The following is a 17,257-nucleotide window of genomic DNA, read 5'->3' on the forward strand; positions in this document are numbered from 1 at the left end:
ATTTATGCCTCCGGCGGGGATATTTTCAGACACATGATGGGGGCATTTTTAGGGGTTAGGCGGTCGGGTAGCGGCGGGGGGAGAGGCCCGCGTGAAACCAGGTTGCGGCATCGATGATCGTAAAGACAGGCAGCCCCGTGGCGTGGCGGATATCGGCAGCGTAGGGGCTCATATTCGTGCATTCGAGGATGATGGCACCAAGATCGGGATTGGCCTGCTGAAGTTGAAGCGCAGCGGCGATATTGTCGGCGCGGGCGGCGTCTATGTCGAGGGTCGGGGCATCACCCAGGATGGCGCTGGTGAACTCTGATCCACCTTCCGTTGTGCCGATCGGTGTCCCCGCGGGGACACGGGCGGTGACCAGGTGTTCGGTGGTCAGCGCGGAGGCGGCAATCGTCAGGATGCCCGCCCTTTTACAGCGGGGCAGCAGGCGGTTCACCATCTCGACCTGCATCAGGGAGGAGGTCAGGACAGGTACGGGGAGGGCGCGGGAAAGCTCCTCCTGCATCATCACAAGAAACCCACAAGATGTGGTAATTCCATCTACTCCTTGGGCAACCAGATCATGGCCAGCCGAGATGAAGGCATCAAGCAGACCATCAGCGCCGGACTGGACAACCCGGTCAGGGGTGGCCGCTGTGACGATCCGATACTGCACTGGGAAGGGCCAGGTTTGCGCATGACCGATATCGCCGGGGATGCGGGGAAAGCGTGTCTCAAGCATCAGGATGCCAAGGGAGGCCCCGTAAACCGTCTTGCCGCCCCGCGCCGTGTTGACCATTCTGCACCTTTTTGATCGGGAGTGTGTCACGGTGAGTGCTGGGATCGCAATCGGGGGCGCGCCGGGTATGTCGCATCGGGAAAAGGCGGGACGAACGGTCGCGATCATCGGAGCGGGGATCGTCGGGGTTTCGACGGCGATCTGGCTGTTGCGCGATGGGTTCGATGTGGTGCTGATCGACCGGGCGGGTCCGGCAGGTGGTGCAAGCTATGGCAATGGCGGGGTCTTGGCCGCCTGTTCTGTCGTGCCGGTGACGGCGCCAGGGCTGCTGCGCAAGGCACCGGGGATGCTGCTGGATCCTGCGGCGCCCCTATTCGTGAAATGGGGATACCTGCCCCGGCTTATGCCGTGGCTGCTGCGCTACTTGCGCCATGCCAATGCCAGGGATGCGACGCGGATCGCGCGCGCCTTGGCCCCGGTGATCGGGGATAGCCTGGCAGATCATCAGGCATTGGCGGCGGGTACGGGCGCGGACCGGTTCGTGGTGCCCAGCGATTATCTGTTCGTCTACCGCGACCGGGCGCATTTTGCCGGAGATGCCTTTGCCATGGGCGTGCGCCGTAATCTGGGATTTGTGTGGGACGCCCTGGAGGGTGCCGATTTTGCGGCCTATGACCCGGCCTTTGCCACCGAGCTGGGATTTGCAGCGCGGTTTGGCGGGCATGGCCGGATCACCGATCCCGGCGGCTATGTCAGGGCCTTGGCAGACCATGCCGTGGGACAGGGCGCGCGGTTGATCCGGGCCGAGGTGACGGATGTGGTGCGATCCGGTGAGCGGGTGACGGGTCTGCGCGCGGGGGGAGCGGTGATCCCCTGCGATGACGTTGTGCTGGCAACCGGGGCCTGGTCGAAACCCCTGGCGGCCAAGTTGGGCGTCAACGTGCCCCTGGAAAGCGAGCGGGGCTATCACCTGGACCTGTGGGGCGCGTCTGTCCTGCCGCGGTCGCCGGTGATGGTAGCGGCTGGCAAGTTCGTGGCCACGCCGATGGACGGGCGGCTGCGGCTGGCAGGGATCGTCGAGTTTGGCGGGCTGGATGCGGAGCCGTCGAGACCGCCGTTTGAGCTGTTGCAATCGCAGATCCGGGCGGCGATGCCCGGCCTGACCTGGGACCGGGCCGAGAAATGGATGGGCCACAGACCGGCCCCGGCGGATTCGATCCCGGTGATCGGGGCAGCGCCGGGGGTGAAAAACGCCTGGCTGGGCTTTGGCCACCACCATGTGGGCCTGACCGGCGGCCCAAAAACCGGGCGCTTGCTGGCACAAATGATTGCGGGACGCAGACCAAATATTGACGTTGCGCCCTATTCTCCGTCACGGTTCGCGGGTTGATGAGAGAAAGCCCCGACAACAGGGGCGTTAAGACGGGGAGACTGAGATGACACGGATGACCGGCCTTTTGGCCGCAACAGCGCTGACGGCGGCTTCGGCACCGGCCTTGGCCGAGACCTGGGACATGCCGCTGGCCTATGCGGCGACGAATTTCCATTCGGAGAATGCGGCGAAGTTTGCCGAATGCGTCACCAGCGGCACGGGGGGCGAGATCGAGATTACGACCCATCCCGGTGGATCGCTGTTCAAGGGCGCCGATATCAAGCGGGCGATCCAGACCGGTCAGGTCCCGATCGGGGAGCGGCTGTTGTCGGGCCACCAGAACGAGAATGCGTTGTTCGGGTTCGATTCAGTGCCGTTTCTGGCGACGTCCTTTGACGCATCGACCAAGCTGTATGAAGCGGCCAAGCCCAAGATCGAGGAGGTGCTGGCCGAGCAGAACCTGACGCTGCTTTATGCCGTGCCCTGGCCGCCCCAGGGGCTGTATTTCAAGAAAGAGGTCAATTCGGTCGCCGATATGGCCGGGGTCAAGTTCCGGTCCTACAACAACGCGACGGCCCGGTTGGCGGAGTTGACGGGGATGCTGCCGGTGACAATCGAGGCGGCCGAGATTTCCCAGGCCTTTGCGACCGGCGTGGCGGAATCGATGATCTCCTCCGGGGCGACAGGCTATGACCGCAAGGTTTGGGAGAGCCTGACGCACTTTTATGAAGTCGATGCGTGGCTGCCTTACAACTATGTGATGGTGAATTCCGATGTGTGGGGCGGCGTGAGCGACGCCAACAAGACCGCCATCACCGATTGCGCCGCCACGGCCCAGGCCGACGGGTTGGCCGCCTCTAAGGAATACACCCAGTTCACCTTGGACGGTTTGAAAGAAGGTGGGATGACCGTCGGACCCGCCGGAGAGGCCCTGGTCACCGAGTTGCAGGGCATCGGGGAGACGATGACGGCGGAATGGCTGGACGCTGCCGGTGAGACCGGTGCCGCCATCGTCGACGGTTTCAAAGGTAACTAAGCTATTGGGGCCGGGTTGTCCGGCCCCGTTTCGGCCGGGGGCCTTATGCGCATTGTTGATATCTTTCGTTATCCCATCAAGGGGTTGGGCCATGAGCGGCTGGATGAGGTGGATCTGGCTGTGGGGTCCGCCTTGCCCGGTGACCGGGCCACCGCCGTCAGCCACGGGGCGAGCGCGTTTGACCCGGCAGCGCCATCCTGGCAGCCGCGGCGCAACTTTCAGGTCGTGGCGAACACGCCCGCCTATGCGGCGGTGACATTGGCACGTGTCGACGGGAACGTGCGCTTGTCTCACCCCGAGGTCGCGTCGGTCGAGGTCGATCTGGCCAGCGATGCCGGGCGCGCGGCCTTGGCGGATTGGATGGGTGCGTTGCCCGGCGCGCGGCCCGGGCCGTGGCATGTGGCGCAGCTTGAGGGCCAGGCGATGACGGATATGGAGCCGCCTTATGTGTCGATCCACACCCATGCGAGCCTGCGCGCTCTGTCGGAGCATTTGGGCGTGCCGCCCGCGCCGCACCGGTTTCGCGGCAACATCTGGATCGAGGATGCGCCCCCCTGGGCCGAAGAGGACTGGTTGGGCCAGGAGATCACCTTGGGCACCGTCCGGTTGAACGTGGTGGAACCGATTGGGCGCTGCATGGCGCCCTCTGCCTCCCCCCAGACCGGGGCGCGGGATGTGGAGGTGACCAAGCAGCTGCACGCCTATCGCGGGCGACCGAATTTTGGCGTTTATGCCGAGGTGATTGCCGGGGGCACCGTGGCGGTTGGCGATGCGGTCGAGGCGCCGGAATGAGGGCCCTGCGGCGGGGCTTGGATCTGCTGTACCAGGCCGCCGGGGTGATGGCGGCGCTGTGTTTGATCGCGATCCTGCTGCTGATCCTGGTGCAGATGGGCGCGCGCTGGACGGGGGAGGTTTTCCCGGGCGCACCGGATTATGCGGGCTATGCCATGGCGGCGGCGAGTTTTCTGGCCTTTGCCAATGCCCTGAACCGGGGGGCGCATATCCGGGTATCGCTGTTGTTGAACGCGTTGGGGCTGAGCGCCCGGCGGATCGTTGAGATCTGGTGCTTTGCCGTGGGTGCGGCGACGGCGTGGTACCTGGTCTGGTATGCGCGCAAGTTCGTTTACTGGTCGTGGAAGTTCAACGATATCAGCCAGGGGCAGGACAAGACGCCCCTGTGGATCCCACAATCGGCCATGCTGATCGGCGCGGTGATCCTGGCGATTGCGCTGACGGATCACCTGATCAGCCTGATTGTGAAGGGTGAGCATCGGATCGTGCGCGACACGACCGATGCGCCTGCGGATTAAAACGGGGGGAGGGATGATGAAGGCGATGAAACTGACGGGTTTGGCCGTGGTGATGGCCGTTGGCGCCTGGGCCGCAGTCGCGCAGGAGGCCGTGCGGACCGAGTTGAGCCGGGCCGATGTGCCGGGTGTTGACACGCTGGAGGTGATCGTCACACGGCTGGAAGTGCCGCCGGGGGCGACGGTGCCGCGCCACTCCCATCCCGGCGACGAGCATCTGGTGGTGATCGTGGGCGGTCAGATGCAGGCGGGCAATGGCAAGGTGATCCCGTTCCCCGATGGCATGTCCACGCGATTTCCCGATGGCGAACCCCATGGCGGGCTGACCAATGTGGGCGATGCCCCGCTGGTGGCCATCACCACCCATATTGTGCGCAAGGGCGAGCCGTTGATGAGCCTGCTCGACTAGCGCCATCGATATTCAGGAAAAGAAAGAGCATATGAGGATAAACGTTTTACCTTTGGTGCTGGTTGCCCTGATCGGGTTTGCCCTGGTGCTGCCATCCGAAGGCTGGAGCCAGTCCCATCGCAAGGCGCGGGCCGAGGGCGCGGTGGACGCGTTCAACAAGGTCTGCCTTGCCCCCGATTTGACCCGCCGCGATTCCGAGCGCCGCGCCAAGCCGACGGGGGTGAGATTTTCCCGGCCCGGTCCGAACCCGACCGGTTTGGGCACTGTCAGCGCTGGTTTAAGTTTCACCATCAAATCGGAAGGCTGCCTGATTTCCATGTCCACTGGGCCGCGCCGATGGGCGTGAACTTTAGCGCGCTTCCGGGGCTTTGGGGATATTGATGGAAAATCTGTCGATCATCATTCTGTTTCTGTTCGTCCTGTTCACATTGCTGGGGACGGGGGTTTGGGTTGGGCTGGCGCTGATGGGCGTGGCCTGGGTCGGGATGGAATTGTTCACGACGCGGCCGGTGGGCGATGTGATGCTGACGACGATCTGGAGCGCGTCGTCGTCCTGGACCCTGACGGCGTTGCCCATGTTCATCTGGATGGGGGAGATCCTGTACCGGACCCGCCTGTCGGAGGACATGTTCCGGGGGTTGAGCCCGTGGATGGCGCCACTGCCCGGCGGGTTGGTCCATACCAATATCGTGGGCTGCACGGTGTTTGCCGCCGTTTCGGGGTCATCCGCGGCGACGCTGACGACCGTGGGCAAGATGTCGATCCCGGAACTACGCAAGAGGAACTACCCGGAGCCCATGGTGATCGGCACACTGGCCGGGGCGGCGACGCTGGGCCTGATGATCCCGCCCTCGCTGACGCTGATCGTCTATGGCGTGACGATCAATGAAAGCATCACCAAGCTGTTCTTTGCAGGCATTTTGCCGGGGCTGGTCCTGGCGGCGCTGTTCATGGGCTATGTCGCGGTGATGTCGCGACTGTCGGCGCAGTGGAACCCGGATGCGGAACCCTCCTTGAGCTTTGGCCAAAAGGTCGCCAATTCGCGGTTCCTGTTGCCAGTCATCGGGTTGATCGTGGTGGTGATCGGGTCGATGTATCTGGGATTTGCCACGGCGACCGAGGCAGCGGCCTTTGGCGTTGTCGGTTCGCTGGTTTTGGCCGCAGGCCAGGGATCGTTGACTTGGCGCACCTTTACCGAAAGCTTGATGGGCGCCACCCGGACCAGTGCGATGATTGCGCTGATCCTGGCGGGGGCGGCTTTTTTATCCCTATCGATGGGGTTCACCGGATTGCCGCGGGGATTGGCGGATCTGATCGCCCAGTGGCAGTTGACCCGGCTTGAACTGTTGATGGTTTTGTTGTTCTTTTACATCATCTTGGGCTGTTTTTTGGATGGGATCAGTTCGGTCGTTCTGACCATGGCCGTGGTCGAACCCATGGTCCGGGAGGCCGGGATCGACCTGATTTGGTTCGGTATCTTTATCGTCGTGGTCGTGGAGATGGCGCAGATCACGCCGCCCATCGGGTTTAACCTGTTTGTCCTGCAGGGCATGACCGAGCATGAGATGGGGTTCATCGCCAAGGCCGCGATCCCGATGTTCCTGATCATGGTGTTGATGGTGTTTGTGCTGATCGCCTTTCCGGAACTGGCGACATGGTTGCCTGACAATTTGCGACCCTCCCCAGGGTGAGGGTGCTGCATCTTGCGGCGCGGGCGGGGCCGTGGGTTCTGATCTCGGGCCTGGTGGTGGGGCTTGGTTTTCCGGCGGTGGCGGGTGCGGTTCGACCAGTGATCCCGGCCCTGGTGGTGGTCCTGTTGTTCCTGGCGGCCCTGCGGGTGGACCTGGGCCAGTGGGCTGCGGCGCGGATCGGGCTGGGGCGGGCAGTTGCCTCTGTCGTGGTGTTGCAATGCGGGTTGCCGCTGGCGGTGGCGGCCCTTGGCCTTGTGACCGGGTGGATCAGCGCGGATTGGCTGGTGGCGCTGGTCATCATGCTATCGGCGGCGGCGATTTCAAGCAGCCCGAATATGTGCCTGATGTTGGGCCGCCCGCCCGAACCGGCCTTGCGGCTGTTGATCCTGGGGACGGCCCTGTTGCCGCTGACCGTCTTGCCCGTCTTTTTCCTGGTGCCGCGCTTGGGCGGTGTTGGCCCGGTTCTGGGGGCGGCGGCGATCCTGGCGGGGACGATTGTGGTGGCCACGGGGGCGGCGATTTTGGTGCGTCGCGCGGTTTTGCCTGTGCTGAGCGCAGAGCGGCGGAGCGCCCTGGACGGGGTCTCGGCGATTTTGCTGGCCGTGTTCGTGGTGGGATTGATGGAGGCCGCGGCAGATGTCCTGCTGGTCAATCCGGGGCAAATGCTTGGGTGGTTGGCCCTGGCGATGTTTGCGAATTTCGGCCTGCAATTCGGGACCTGGGCGATGCTTGGGGCCCATTGGGGGACGGATCAGGCCGTGGCCACGAGCCTGGTCGCCGGGAACCGGAATGTGGCCTTGTTTCTGGTATCGCTGCCCGTTGAGGTGTTGGAGCCGCTTTTGGTGTTTATCGGATGTTACCAGATCCCGATGTATCTGACGCCCCTGGTGATGCGGCGGTTTTACGGTGGCTGCGCGGGCTGATTGTGTGCCTCCGGCGGGGATATTTATAGACACATGATGGGGTTTGGTGTGGGCGGGTTCCGGGGGCTTGGCTTGTAATGATGGGGTTAAGCTCGTATTTGCCCCCAACCGTTCGTATTGGAGATCACGGCGTGGCCATCACACTTTACCAGAATGATTTGCCCGATGGGCTGGACCTTGGGGACGCAGTGGCCATCGATTGTGAAACGATGGGGTTGAACCCCCATCGCGACCGTTTGTGCCTGATCCAGATGTCGGGTGGGGATGGCAATGCCCATCTGGTGCAGGTGGCGCAAGGCCAGAGCGAGGCGCCGAACCTGGTGGCGATGCTGACCGATCCGGATGTGCTGAAGCTGTTCCATTACGGTCGGTTCGACATCGCCGCGCTGTTGAATGCGTTTGGCGCCCTGACGGCCCCTGTTTACTGCACCAAGATCGCGTCGAAACTGATCCGGACCTATACCGACCGGCATGGGCTGAAGAACCTGCTGCAGGAATTGCTGGAGGTCGATATCTCCAAACAGCAGCAATCGAGCGATTGGGGGGCTGCGGAATTGAGCCAGGCCCAACAGGATTACGCGGCCTCGGACGTGCTGTATCTGCACCGGTTGCGGGAGGCGTTGAACCAGCGGCTGGAGCGGGAAGGCCGGATGGAGATGGCGCAGGCCTGTTTTGATTTCCTGCCCATGCGGGCGCAGCTGGATTTGGCGGGCTGGCCTGAAATCGACATCTTTAGCCATTAGGGATCCGGCCATGGCCCCCGATCCCGATGCATTGCTGACCACCGGGCGCGCTGTCATCGCGCGGGAAACCGAAGCCTTGGGCGCGTTGGCCGAGGCGCTGGATCACCGTTTCGCGAAAGCCGTTGATCTGATCCTGCAGGCGCGCGGCCGGGTGATCGTGTCGGGCATGGGCAAATCGGGCCATGTGGCGCGCAAAGTGGCCGCCACGTTCGCCTCGACCGGGACGCCGGCACATTTCGTGCATCCGGCCGAAGCCGCCCATGGCGATCTGGGAATGCTGGCCGCGGGCGATGTGGTGTTGCTGTTGTCGAAATCGGGGGAAACGCCGGAACTGGCCCCGATGATCGGCTATACCCGCCGGTTCGGGATCCCGCTGATCGCGGTGGCGGACAATCCTGGCAGCACCTTGATGGGCGCAGCCGATGTCAACCTTGTCCTGCCCCAGGTCGCGGAGGCCTGCGGAACAGGGATTGTGCCCACCAGTTCGACGACGATGTGCCTGGCCCTGGGCGATGCGCTGGCCGTGGCATTGATGACCCATCGCCGGTTCACGCCCGAAAATTTTCGTGAATTTCACCCCGGCGGCAAGCTGGGCGCGCAATTGTCGCGGGTCGAGGATCTGATGCATACCGGGGATAAGCTGCCTTTTGCCCCCACCGGCACGATGATGGGCGAAGCTCTGCTGACCATGAGCGAGAAGAGTTTTGGCGTTGTCGGTGTTTTATCCGACGATGGTAGGCTGTCTGGCGTTGTGACGGATGGCGATCTGCGCCGTCACATGGGCACATTGATGCAGATGACGGTAGATGAAGTGATGACCACGACTCCGAAAGTCATAGGACCGGGCGCCCTGGCCGAGGAGGCCGTGGCGTTGATGACGGAGACGCCGCCGCGCGTCACCTGTCTGTTCGTGATCGAGCCCGACAGCAACCAACGGCCCGTCGGATTGCTTCATATCCACGATTGTTTGCGGATCGGTTTGGGCTGAACATGTCAACCTATGACAATCCCTATTCCCGGTTCGTGGCCTGGGTGAAGATCATCTTGCCCCTGGTCGCGCTTGGCCTGCTGTCATCGATGTTTCTGCTGGCGCGCGACATCGATCCGACCCGCCAATTGCCGTTCGCGCAGACGGATGTCACGACACTGGCGCGCGAACAGAGTATCAGCGCGCCGAACTATGCTGGCGTGACCTCGGACGGGTCGGCCATTTCAATATCGGCCACCCAGGCCCGGCCTGACTTGGATGACCGCGATATCGTGCGCACCACCGACATGCGCGTGGCGGTCGAAGGGACCGATGGCAGCCTTGTGAGACTGTCCTCACAATTCGGGACGATCGATACCGGGGAAGCTCAGGCCGTGCTGCAGGGCGGTGTGATCATCACGACATCGACGGGCTACCGAGTGACGACCGAAGTGATGACGACCCGATTGGACCGGACCGACCTTTCATCGGGCGGCGATGTGCGGGTCGATGGTCCGGCCGGAGAGCTGACGGCTGGCCGCATGCACCTGACCCGCAGTGAAATTGACCCCGATGCCCATGTGCTGGTTTTCAAAGACGGCGTAGAGCTTATATACGATCCGAATTTGTAAGGAGTCTGTTATGCTGCGCCAATTGCTTTTTGCAGGCCTTTTGGGTCTGCTTCCCGTTTCTGTGTCTGCGCAAGGTGCCACTGTCGCCTTTGGCGGGTTGCAACATGACAGCTCCCTTCCGGTGGAGATTGCCGCCGACAGCCTTGAAATTGACCAGGCCAGCGGGGCGGCGGTGTTCAAGGGGAACGTCAAGATCGGTCAAGGCGAGATGCGGTTATCGGCCAACACGGTCGATGTGAACTATGCCGACGGCGACAATGGCAGTGGCGAGATCGAACGCCTGCATGCGAAAGGTGACGTGACCCTGGTCAGCGGCGAGGAAGTGGCCGAGGCGCAGGACGCGGTTTATACAATCGATAGCGGCACGATCGTCATGACCGGTGATGTGATCCTGACCCAAGGGCGGAACGCGCTATCTGCGCAGCGGCTGGATATCAGCCTGGACGATGGCAACGGCGTGATGACCGGTGGGGTCCGTGTGATCCTGCAATCGGGTGCGGATGAATGACCCGGCGCCCCAAGCTTTCGGTTGCGGAAGGTCAAGGCGGACTGCGCGTTACCCAATTGCGCAAAAGCTATCGCAAGCGACCAGTCATTCGCGATGTCAGCCTGGAGCTGGCCAAGGGTGAGGTCGTTGCGCTGTTGGGCCCGAACGGATCCGGCAAAACCACTTGTTTCTATGCGATTGCCGGTCTGGTCACTCCGGAAAGCGGGCGCGTTGAAATCGACGGGCGCGAGGTGACGGTGCTGCCGATGTATCGGCGCGCTAAGCTGGGCATCGGTTACCTGCCCCAGGAGATGTCGATTTTCCGCGGGATGAGTGTTGAGGACAACATTCGTGCGATTCTTGAGATTGCCGAGAAGGATCGCCTGAAACGCCGGGAGCGGCTGGAAGACCTGCTATCGGAGTTTCACATAGAACACTTGCGCCGCGCGCCTGCGGTTTCACTGTCAGGCGGGGAACGGCGGCGCGTTGAGATTGCGCGCTGCCTGGCGGCCGATCCGAAATACCTGCTGCTGGATGAACCTTTTGCCGGGGTCGATCCGATCTCGGTCGGGGATATCCGCAGCTTGGTCACGGATTTGCGGGACCGGGGAATCGGCGTTCTGATCACCGATCACAACGTGCGCGAAACACTGGAGATCGTGGACCGCGCCTACATTCTGCATGACGGGCGGGTGTTGATGAGCGGCACTGCCGAGGAGGTGGTGCGGGACGAGAACGTGCGCCGTGTCTATCTGGGTCAAAGCTTTCGGATCAGCTAGGGCGCGGCCGACTATCATGGCGTCTTAACCAATGTGCGGTTGACAGAGCCGCTTAAACTGTCGCCAAATACCGAAGATGCTTGGAAAATCTTCCCTCTCATCTTGTGACATTCCTGGGATTGGCAGTGCCCAGGCGCGGCAGGAATGCTGGAACGACGGCCCCCAAACCCAATCCCGTGTGCATGATTCAGGCAAAATTTAGCCGGAATTTATAAACATGCTGAACCCTTCAGGAGGTGTTATGCGCTATCAGATCAGTGGACAACAAATCGATGTTGGCGAGGCTTTGCAGAGTCATGTCATGGATGAGCTGAACGATCTGATGGGCAAATATGCCGGGCGCCCGACAGATGTTGGGGTCGTATTTTCCCGCAATGCGCATGAATATGTGTGTGAGGCGACGGTCCATCTTTCCACCGGGTTAACGGCGCAGGCCAAGGCGCATGCGATCGAAATCTACGCTGCATTTGATGGATGCCGCGAGAAAATGGATAAGCAGCTGCGCCGGTACAAGCGCCGCCTGAAAGATCACCATAGGGAACGTAAGGAGCCTGTTGAATTATTTGCGGGCTCCTCGTATATCCTCGCCTCAGAGCAGGTTGGTGAAACGGATGAGCCCGATAGCCTGCAGCCGATGATAATAGCCGAGATGGAGACAAAGATACCGGCGCTTTCGGTCGGCGAAGCGGTTATGCAGATGGAACTGGCGGGGTCGCCCATTCTGGTCTTTCGACATGAAGGCCACAATGGTGTGAACGTTGTTTATCGCCGCGAAGACGGGAATATCGGGTGGATCGATCCGGTATCCAGCACATGAACAGACCGCTTTTTCAACAGGCGGCGAGAGCAGAGGCTAGTCATGGAACTCGCATCAATCTTGAAACCGGACGCTGTCAAATTCATATCGGCGGCCAGCAGTAAGAAGCGCCTTTTTCAGGAACTGGCTGAGATCGGCGGCGGGGTTTACGACATCTGCCCAAAAAAGACGGTCGAGGCGCTGCAAGAGCGTGAAAGCCTGGGTCCGACGGGGGTGGGCCTGGGGATCGCATTGCCCCATGCACGGGTCACCGACCTGGATCATATCGCTGGCGTTTTTGTCCGATTGGAAAAAACACTGGAATTTGATGCGGTTGACCGGCGCCCCGTGGATCTGGTTTTCGCGCTGTTCGCACCGGAGAATTCTGGCGTGGACCATTTGAAGGCGCTTGCGCTGGTGTCGCGTACGATGCGGGATCCGGCCATTTGTGGTAAGCTGCGGTCGAATAACAGCGCCTCCACCTTGCATGCCATACTGACCGAGGCGCCGGCCATCAAAGCAGCCTGACAAGGCACAATGCGGTGTGGTGCGCGGTCACCATATTGGTGACGCATGGACCGCCGGGTGCGGAGACATTCACAGGTCTATGCACAGGGTTTTGGGCGTTTGAGCCGCGCGTTCATGCCACTGTCACTGGCGTTGTCGACCCACCTGGAGGGGCGGCCGACAGCGGCAACAGCGCGGATCACTTAGCGTAGGGGGGCGCCTGGTGCCACCGCCACGCATCGGCGACCATGTCTTTCATATTCGATCGCGCAGGACGCCAGCCAAGCTCTGTTTCGGCCCGTGTGCTGCCTGACACGAGGCGCACGGCGTCACCAGGCCGCCTGTCGCCTTCGCTATAGGGCACTTGCTTGTTGGTTATGGTCCCGCTTTGGGTAATGACCTCACGCACGGAAAAACCCTGACCCGTGCCCAGATTGAAGACGCGGTTGGGCTTGCCCTCTTTCAGCCAGTTGAGGCCGAGTACATGGGCATCGACCAGATCGGTCACATGCACGTAGTCGCGGATGCAGGTGCCGTCAGGCGTATCATAATCCGTGCCGAATATCGTGAGTTCCGGCCGCTTCCCCTCAATCGCGTCCAGCATCAGGGGGATCAGATGGGTCTCGGGCTCGTGCTGTTCGCCAATTTCACCATCGGGGTCAGCCCCCGCCACGTTGAAATAGCGGAAAATGACATGGCGCAGACCGGTGGAGGCGCCGAACTGGATCAGCATCTCTTCAATCGCGCGTTTGGACGAGCCATAGGCGTTGATCGGCATCTGCGGGCTGTTTTCATCCAGAACAACGCCGTCCTGATCGCCGTAAGTGGCGCAGGTCGAGGAAAACACGAAATCGAGGCACCCAGCCGCCACCGACGCCTCGATCAGGTTGAGGGCGCCCAACACATTGGCGCGCCAGTAAAGCCCGGGATCCTTCATGGATTCACCAACCTGGCTGAGCGCTGCGAAATGCATCACGGCCACTGGTTGATAATCGGCAAATGCCGTGTCGAGGGCGGCGCGATCTGCCAGATCCCCCTGCACCAGTGGGCCGAACTTTACGGCATCGGCCCAGCCGGTGGTCAGATTGTCAAAGGTGACCGGTTCATACCCGGCCTGGGCCAATGCCTTGCAGGCATTCGAACCGATATAGCCGGCGCCGCCGGTCACAAGTACGCGTTCCATGGGTGCAGGTTTACTCTGCAGCCTGCTGAAGCGCGGCCATCTCTGTCAGGTAGTCCGAGAATTCGTCTCGCAGATCGTCGCGTGCCAGACCGAATGCGACGGTGGCCTGCAGGAAACCGGCCTTGGAACCGCAATCGAACCGCTGACCCCGGAACCGGTAACCATAGACGTCTTTGCCATCGGTCAGTTCCTGTGCGATCGCGTCGGTCAACTGGATCTCACCACCGGCGCCGGTTTTCATGCTGTGCAGGTTCTCTAGCACGCTGGGCGTCAGGATATAGCGCCCGATCACGGCCAGGTTGGATGGCGCATCTTCGGGTTTGGGCTTTTCGACCATCCCTTTGATCGACACCATGGATCCGTGATCTTCTTTGACGTCGAGCAGACCATAGGCCGATGCCTTTTCAGGCGGGACTTCCATGGCGGCGACCATGCAGCCACCCGTTTCGTCATATGCCTCGACCATCTGCTGCAGACATGCGGTTTCGCCTGCGATCACATCGTCGGGCAGGATGACGGCAAAGGGTTCCTCACCGATCAGACGGCGGGCGCACCAGACTGCATGACCCAGGCCCAAGGCCTTGTGCTGGCGGATATAGGCGATGGCGCCGCTATCCATGTTGGTGTTTTGCAGCGTTTCAAGCAAGCTAGTCTTGCCCTTGGCTTCGAGCGTCCGCTCCAGTTCGGGTGAGACGTCAAAGTAATCCTCAAGCGCGCTTTTCCCGCGCGAGGTGACAAAGATGAACTCCTTGATACCGGCGGCCCGGGCTTCATCGATCGCGTATTGGATCAATGGCCGGTCAACCAGTGTCATAATTTCTTTCGGGATAGATTTCGTGGCCGGGAGGAAACGTGTCCCCATGCCTGCTACGGGAAATACGGCTTTGGTAACTTTCGCCATGACGTGATGTGCCCTTTCTTCGCCGTCGGTCTACGGACGGCCCTGATAACTGATAACTGCTTTACAATTTTGAATACTGTGCGAAGTGCTCGCGGTTTTTTTTAGTCGGTCGGACCAAAGTCTCCTTTCAAATCATATGCCATCAGATTGGGCGTCTTTGTGGAGCAACGACCGCGATAATGTCGCGGTGATGCTGACTCCAGCCCGAATCGATAGCAGCCGCGATAATACGCGAAAATCGACCATTCGGCGTAAAACCCGCTCGAATATCCGCCTGTCTGCACTGAATACCACCGGTGCTGCAATGACATTTACTATGGTCGGGCGGTGACGGGGGTGCCATGTGCGGATCATTCCATTCCCATATCGGCCATCATGGCCTCTAACCTGGGAACGTCTTCGGGGTTGTTAAGTTCCCAGAAGGAACGCCCTCTCGCATCAACTTCGACGCATTTGACCATGTGGCCCTGTTCCAGAAACCGCAGCTGTTCCAAACCTTCCAATTGTTCGATCACCCCGGGGGGCCATGTCGCGTAATCGGCCAAGGCGGCGGGCCTGTAGGCATAGACGCCGACATGGTGAAAGACCGGGCTTGGATCACCGGCGGGATAGGGGTGTGTTGTGAAGGGAATGACCTCTTTCGAGAAGTACAGCGCATGGCCCTGTTGATCAAAAACCGCCGTTGTCCCACCAACGCGACCGGCCTGGCGGTCGGCCTTGAGGTCAGCCAGCATCTGACCATCACAGCGCAAGACGGGGGTTGCCAGGCTGGCCTGGGGTGCGGCGCGCAGACCTGCCACCAGATCTTCGATAAACCAAGGGGGTGTCAAAGGTGCATCGCCTTGAAGGTTCACCACGCAGTCGTGGTCGCCCTTCAGCAGGTGGTCAGCCTCTGCACAGCGTTCGGTTCCGTTGTGCCATTGGTCAGAGGTCATGATCACCTCTGCCCCGAATGCGCGGGATGCCGCCGCGATCCGGTCATCATCGGTGGCGATCACGATGTGTGTGTCGCCCGTCACCTGGCACGCGGCCTCCCAGCTGCGCTGGATCAGGCTTTTGGTGAGACCGCTCGCCCCGCGCAGCGCCACCAGGGGTTTGCCCGGATAGCGGCTGGATGCAAAGCGCGCCGGAATGACGATCAGGACTGACATCAGGCCGGGTGCAGGTCGACCCCGGGGGCATAGGCGATGAAAAACGGGTTTTCGTACCCTGCCTTGCCATAGGTGAACGGGGTGTGATCATCATAGCGGATCATCTCTCCCCCCGCGCCGCGCAGAACCGCGTCCCCTGCCGCGGTGTCCCATTCCATGGTACGGCCAAGGCGGGGGTACAAATCGGCCTCGCCTGTCGCGACGAGGCAGAATTTCAACGACGAGCCCGCGCTGGTCATGTCCTTGACGTCGTATTTGGCGATATAGTCATCGGTCGCCTGGTCACGGTGGGATTTGGAGGCGACGACCATAAGCGCCGCGTTATCGGGTTCCGACACGATCATGGGTTGGATCGGGCCCACCATGTCCCGTTCGAAATCGCCCGTTTCTTCAACGGATTGGCCGTCAGCCAAGGTGTAGAACAACCGTTTCTTGGCCGGGGCATAGACAACACCGCGCACCGGCACACCATTGACCACATAGGCGATGTTGACCGTAAAATCGCCGCGCCGTTGGACAAATTCCTTTGTTCCGTCGAGGGGGTCGACGATCAAAAATTCATCCGCTGTCGCGGTATGGGAGGCGGCCTGTTCCTCGGTCACGACCAGCACATTCGGAAATGCCTCCGCCAAGCCGGCGGAGATGAGGGCATCGGCCACTTCATCCGCCGCGGTGACCGGGCTGTCATCGGATTTTGCGCGCACTTCGAAATCATCGGAATTGTAGATTTCCATGATCCGGTCGCCGGCATCCAGGGACAGGCGCCGCAGGACGGATGTTAGTTTTTCAAAATCCAAGTCGGTTCTCCGCAATCTTTCTGATCGTGCTCAGAATTTCGGTGCCCTTATGGGGTGCGGTGATCCGTTCGGCAAGGTCAGAGAGGTAATGTATACCCCCCATCGGCAGTGGTTCGTCGGGTTTGCAAACATTTTGACCACCTGCTCGACCGGAAGATGTTAAGCTTCGTGCCGGACGTGTGGTTGGTTGAAGGGCGCGGGATGAAATCGGTGATTTGTGTAATCATGGCGGTGTTTTTGGCACTGCCTGTCTGGGCCGAACCCGTGGTCCCGGGCCTCTTTCGTGTCAGCGGCGTGGCCAGCAATGATGTTCTCAACATCCGCGAAGAGCCGACCGTACGCTCCCCCATCCTGTCGGCCTATCCGTTTGACGCGCGCGGGATCGAGGTTGTTGGATATAACGAGACGGGACGATGGGCCAAGGTGGGACTGGGGGAGCGCAATGGCTGGGTCGCAGCCAAGTTTCTGACTGCCGATACAAGTGCCGCCCCCCTGGGCTGTTTCGGCGCGGAGCCGTTCTGGAACCTGACGATCGACGCGCCGGATGCGCGGTACGAAGGAGTGGACACGCCCCGGATCACAATGAACGTGGTTCGCGCACAGTCGCGCCTGCCCGATGTGTCAGGCGTCGCAGCCTTCGACCTGGATGGCATCGACTACGCGATGTCGGCCATCATTCGCCCCCGGCAATGCTCCGATGGCATGTCGGACCGGATGTATGGCTGGGGCATTGATCTGATGATCCACCGGGCTGCGACGCCAACGGATGGCCCAACACATCTGGCAGGCTGCTGCACCTTGCAGGGGCGATGAATTTACGTTCTGCCGCAAGGTCTTGGGCCACGTTAGCGATAT

The 17,257-nt window shown here is 61.3% G+C and carries 21 protein-coding genes; 16 read left to right on the forward strand and 5 right to left on the reverse strand.

Translation table 11 applies throughout. The features are described from left to right. Positions 1–55: 55 nt before the first annotated feature. Positions 56–781, reverse strand: a complete 726-nt coding sequence (locus IU397_RS05925) for an aspartate/glutamate racemase family protein (RefSeq protein WP_204411743.1) — start codon at positions 779–781, stop codon at positions 56–58. Between the two features lie 67 nt (positions 782–848). Between IU397_RS05925 and IU397_RS05930 the strand changes: the two genes are divergently transcribed. From IU397_RS05930 to IU397_RS06000, 15 genes are all read left to right on the forward strand, one after another. Further along, on the forward strand, positions 849–2,111 hold the full coding sequence (locus IU397_RS05930; protein ID WP_204411982.1) for an FAD-binding oxidoreductase: 1,263 nt from the start codon (positions 849–851) through the stop codon (positions 2,109–2,111). Positions 2,112–2,157: 46 nt separating this feature from the next. Continuing rightward, positions 2,158–3,129: a TRAP transporter substrate-binding protein gene (locus IU397_RS05935; RefSeq protein WP_204411745.1), complete on the forward strand. Its 972-nt coding sequence runs from the start codon at positions 2,158–2,160 to the stop codon at positions 3,127–3,129. Between the two features lie 45 nt (positions 3,130–3,174). Next, positions 3,175–3,921: an MOSC domain-containing protein gene (locus IU397_RS05940; protein ID WP_204411747.1), complete on the forward strand. Its 747-nt coding sequence runs from the start codon at positions 3,175–3,177 to the stop codon at positions 3,919–3,921. Continuing rightward, positions 3,918–4,439, forward strand: coding sequence for a TRAP transporter small permease (locus IU397_RS05945; RefSeq protein ID WP_204411749.1), 522 nt, complete (start codon positions 3,918–3,920; stop codon positions 4,437–4,439). Before IU397_RS05940 ends, IU397_RS05945 begins: the two co-directional genes overlap by 4 nt. A gap of 16 nt (positions 4,440–4,455) precedes the next feature. Then, on the forward strand, positions 4,456–4,845 hold the full coding sequence (locus IU397_RS05950) for a cupin domain-containing protein (RefSeq protein ID WP_204411752.1): 390 nt from the start codon (positions 4,456–4,458) through the stop codon (positions 4,843–4,845). Between the two features lie 31 nt (positions 4,846–4,876). Then, positions 4,877–5,191: a hypothetical protein gene (locus IU397_RS05955; RefSeq protein ID WP_204411754.1), complete on the forward strand. Its 315-nt coding sequence runs from the start codon at positions 4,877–4,879 to the stop codon at positions 5,189–5,191. 34 nt (positions 5,192–5,225) lie between these two features. Next, positions 5,226–6,536, forward strand: coding sequence for a TRAP transporter large permease (locus IU397_RS05960; protein ID WP_204411756.1), 1,311 nt, complete (start codon positions 5,226–5,228; stop codon positions 6,534–6,536). Between the two features lie 2 nt (positions 6,537–6,538). Then, positions 6,539–7,459, forward strand: coding sequence for a hypothetical protein (locus IU397_RS05965; RefSeq protein ID WP_204411759.1), 921 nt, complete (start codon positions 6,539–6,541; stop codon positions 7,457–7,459). A gap of 131 nt (positions 7,460–7,590) precedes the next feature. Continuing rightward, on the forward strand, positions 7,591–8,202 hold the full coding sequence (locus tag IU397_RS05970) for a ribonuclease D (protein ID WP_204411761.1): 612 nt from the start codon (positions 7,591–7,593) through the stop codon (positions 8,200–8,202). A gap of 10 nt (positions 8,203–8,212) precedes the next feature. Then, positions 8,213–9,190, forward strand: a complete 978-nt coding sequence (locus IU397_RS05975; protein ID WP_204411763.1) for an SIS domain-containing protein — start codon at positions 8,213–8,215, stop codon at positions 9,188–9,190. 2 nt (positions 9,191–9,192) lie between these two features. Next, positions 9,193–9,801, forward strand: a complete 609-nt coding sequence (lptC, locus tag IU397_RS05980) for an LPS export ABC transporter periplasmic protein LptC (RefSeq protein ID WP_204411765.1) — start codon at positions 9,193–9,195, stop codon at positions 9,799–9,801. Between the two features lie 10 nt (positions 9,802–9,811). After that, the gene (locus IU397_RS05985; protein WP_204411767.1) at positions 9,812–10,309 is read left to right on the forward strand and encodes an LptA/OstA family protein; all 498 of its coding nucleotides are present in this window, start codon (positions 9,812–9,814) and stop codon (positions 10,307–10,309) included. Beyond that, entirely contained in the window at positions 10,306–11,067 is a 762-nt protein-coding gene (gene lptB / locus IU397_RS05990) for an LPS export ABC transporter ATP-binding protein (RefSeq protein WP_204411769.1), read from the forward strand. Before IU397_RS05985 ends, lptB begins: the two co-directional genes overlap by 4 nt. A gap of 241 nt (positions 11,068–11,308) precedes the next feature. After that, positions 11,309–11,884 (forward strand): ribosome hibernation-promoting factor, HPF/YfiA family, encoded by a 576-nt coding sequence (hpf, locus tag IU397_RS05995; protein ID WP_204411771.1) that lies wholly within the window; start codon positions 11,309–11,311, stop codon positions 11,882–11,884. 42 nt (positions 11,885–11,926) lie between these two features. Further along, positions 11,927–12,391 (forward strand): PTS sugar transporter subunit IIA, encoded by a 465-nt coding sequence (locus tag IU397_RS06000; RefSeq protein WP_204411773.1) that lies wholly within the window; start codon positions 11,927–11,929, stop codon positions 12,389–12,391. Positions 12,392–12,569: 178 nt separating this feature from the next. On the opposite strand, the gene galE is transcribed toward IU397_RS06000, so the two are convergent. From galE to cysQ, 4 genes are all read right to left on the reverse strand, one after another. After that, positions 12,570–13,553, reverse strand: a complete 984-nt coding sequence (gene galE, locus IU397_RS06005; protein WP_204411775.1) for a UDP-glucose 4-epimerase GalE — start codon at positions 13,551–13,553, stop codon at positions 12,570–12,572. A gap of 10 nt (positions 13,554–13,563) precedes the next feature. Continuing rightward, positions 13,564–14,454 (reverse strand): UTP--glucose-1-phosphate uridylyltransferase GalU, encoded by an 891-nt coding sequence (galU, locus tag IU397_RS06010; RefSeq protein ID WP_204411777.1) that lies wholly within the window; start codon positions 14,452–14,454, stop codon positions 13,564–13,566. Positions 14,455–14,804: 350 nt separating this feature from the next. Then, the gene (locus IU397_RS06015; RefSeq protein ID WP_204411779.1) at positions 14,805–15,605 is read right to left on the reverse strand and encodes a 3-deoxy-manno-octulosonate cytidylyltransferase; all 801 of its coding nucleotides are present in this window, start codon (positions 15,603–15,605) and stop codon (positions 14,805–14,807) included. Beyond that, positions 15,605–16,402: a 3'(2'),5'-bisphosphate nucleotidase CysQ gene (gene cysQ / locus IU397_RS06020; protein WP_204411781.1), complete on the reverse strand. Its 798-nt coding sequence runs from the start codon at positions 16,400–16,402 to the stop codon at positions 15,605–15,607. The genes IU397_RS06015 and cysQ overlap by 1 nt, the downstream gene beginning before the upstream one ends. 201 nt (positions 16,403–16,603) lie before the next feature. Here cysQ and IU397_RS06025 point away from each other — a divergent pair, with 201 nt between their 5' ends. Next, positions 16,604–17,215, forward strand: coding sequence for a COG3650 family protein (locus IU397_RS06025; RefSeq protein WP_204411783.1), 612 nt, complete (start codon positions 16,604–16,606; stop codon positions 17,213–17,215). The last annotated feature ends 42 nt before the right edge of the window (positions 17,216–17,257 follow it).

The sequence above is a fragment of the Actibacterium sp. 188UL27-1 genome, from assembly GCF_016901225.1.
GTDB lineage: Bacteria > Pseudomonadota > Alphaproteobacteria > Rhodobacterales > Rhodobacteraceae > 188UL27-1.

What these genes read in the sequence shown, in the direction of transcription:
- IU397_RS05925 (WP_204411743.1), bottom strand. Translation starts at nt 781, where the DNA reads ATGGTCAACACGGCGCGGGGCGGCAAGACGGTTTACGGGGCCTCCCTT.
- IU397_RS05930 (WP_204411982.1), top strand. Translation starts at nt 849, where the DNA reads ATGTCGCATCGGGAAAAGGCGGGACGAACGGTCGCGATCATCGGAGCG.
- IU397_RS05935 (WP_204411745.1), top strand. Translation starts at nt 2,158, where the DNA reads ATGACACGGATGACCGGCCTTTTGGCCGCAACAGCGCTGACGGCGGCT.
- IU397_RS05940 (WP_204411747.1), top strand. Translation starts at nt 3,175, where the DNA reads ATGCGCATTGTTGATATCTTTCGTTATCCCATCAAGGGGTTGGGCCAT.
- IU397_RS05945 (WP_204411749.1), top strand. Translation starts at nt 3,918, where the DNA reads ATGAGGGCCCTGCGGCGGGGCTTGGATCTGCTGTACCAGGCCGCCGGG.
- IU397_RS05950 (WP_204411752.1), top strand. Translation starts at nt 4,456, where the DNA reads ATGAAGGCGATGAAACTGACGGGTTTGGCCGTGGTGATGGCCGTTGGC.
- IU397_RS05955 (WP_204411754.1), top strand. Translation starts at nt 4,877, where the DNA reads ATGAGGATAAACGTTTTACCTTTGGTGCTGGTTGCCCTGATCGGGTTT.
- IU397_RS05960 (WP_204411756.1), top strand. Translation starts at nt 5,226, where the DNA reads ATGGAAAATCTGTCGATCATCATTCTGTTTCTGTTCGTCCTGTTCACA.
- IU397_RS05975 (WP_204411763.1), top strand. Translation starts at nt 8,213, where the DNA reads ATGGCCCCCGATCCCGATGCATTGCTGACCACCGGGCGCGCTGTCATC.
- lptC (WP_204411765.1), top strand. Translation starts at nt 9,193, where the DNA reads ATGTCAACCTATGACAATCCCTATTCCCGGTTCGTGGCCTGGGTGAAG.
- IU397_RS05985 (WP_204411767.1), top strand. Translation starts at nt 9,812, where the DNA reads ATGCTGCGCCAATTGCTTTTTGCAGGCCTTTTGGGTCTGCTTCCCGTT.
- lptB (WP_204411769.1), top strand. Translation starts at nt 10,306, where the DNA reads ATGACCCGGCGCCCCAAGCTTTCGGTTGCGGAAGGTCAAGGCGGACTG.
- hpf (WP_204411771.1), top strand. Translation starts at nt 11,309, where the DNA reads ATGCGCTATCAGATCAGTGGACAACAAATCGATGTTGGCGAGGCTTTG.
- IU397_RS06000 (WP_204411773.1), top strand. Translation starts at nt 11,927, where the DNA reads ATGGAACTCGCATCAATCTTGAAACCGGACGCTGTCAAATTCATATCG.
- galE (WP_204411775.1), bottom strand. Translation starts at nt 13,553, where the DNA reads ATGGAACGCGTACTTGTGACCGGCGGCGCCGGCTATATCGGTTCGAAT.
- galU (WP_204411777.1), bottom strand. Translation starts at nt 14,454, where the DNA reads ATGGCGAAAGTTACCAAAGCCGTATTTCCCGTAGCAGGCATGGGGACA.
- IU397_RS06015 (WP_204411779.1), bottom strand. Translation starts at nt 15,605, where the DNA reads ATGTCAGTCCTGATCGTCATTCCGGCGCGCTTTGCATCCAGCCGCTAT.
- IU397_RS06025 (WP_204411783.1), top strand. Translation starts at nt 16,604, where the DNA reads ATGAAATCGGTGATTTGTGTAATCATGGCGGTGTTTTTGGCACTGCCT.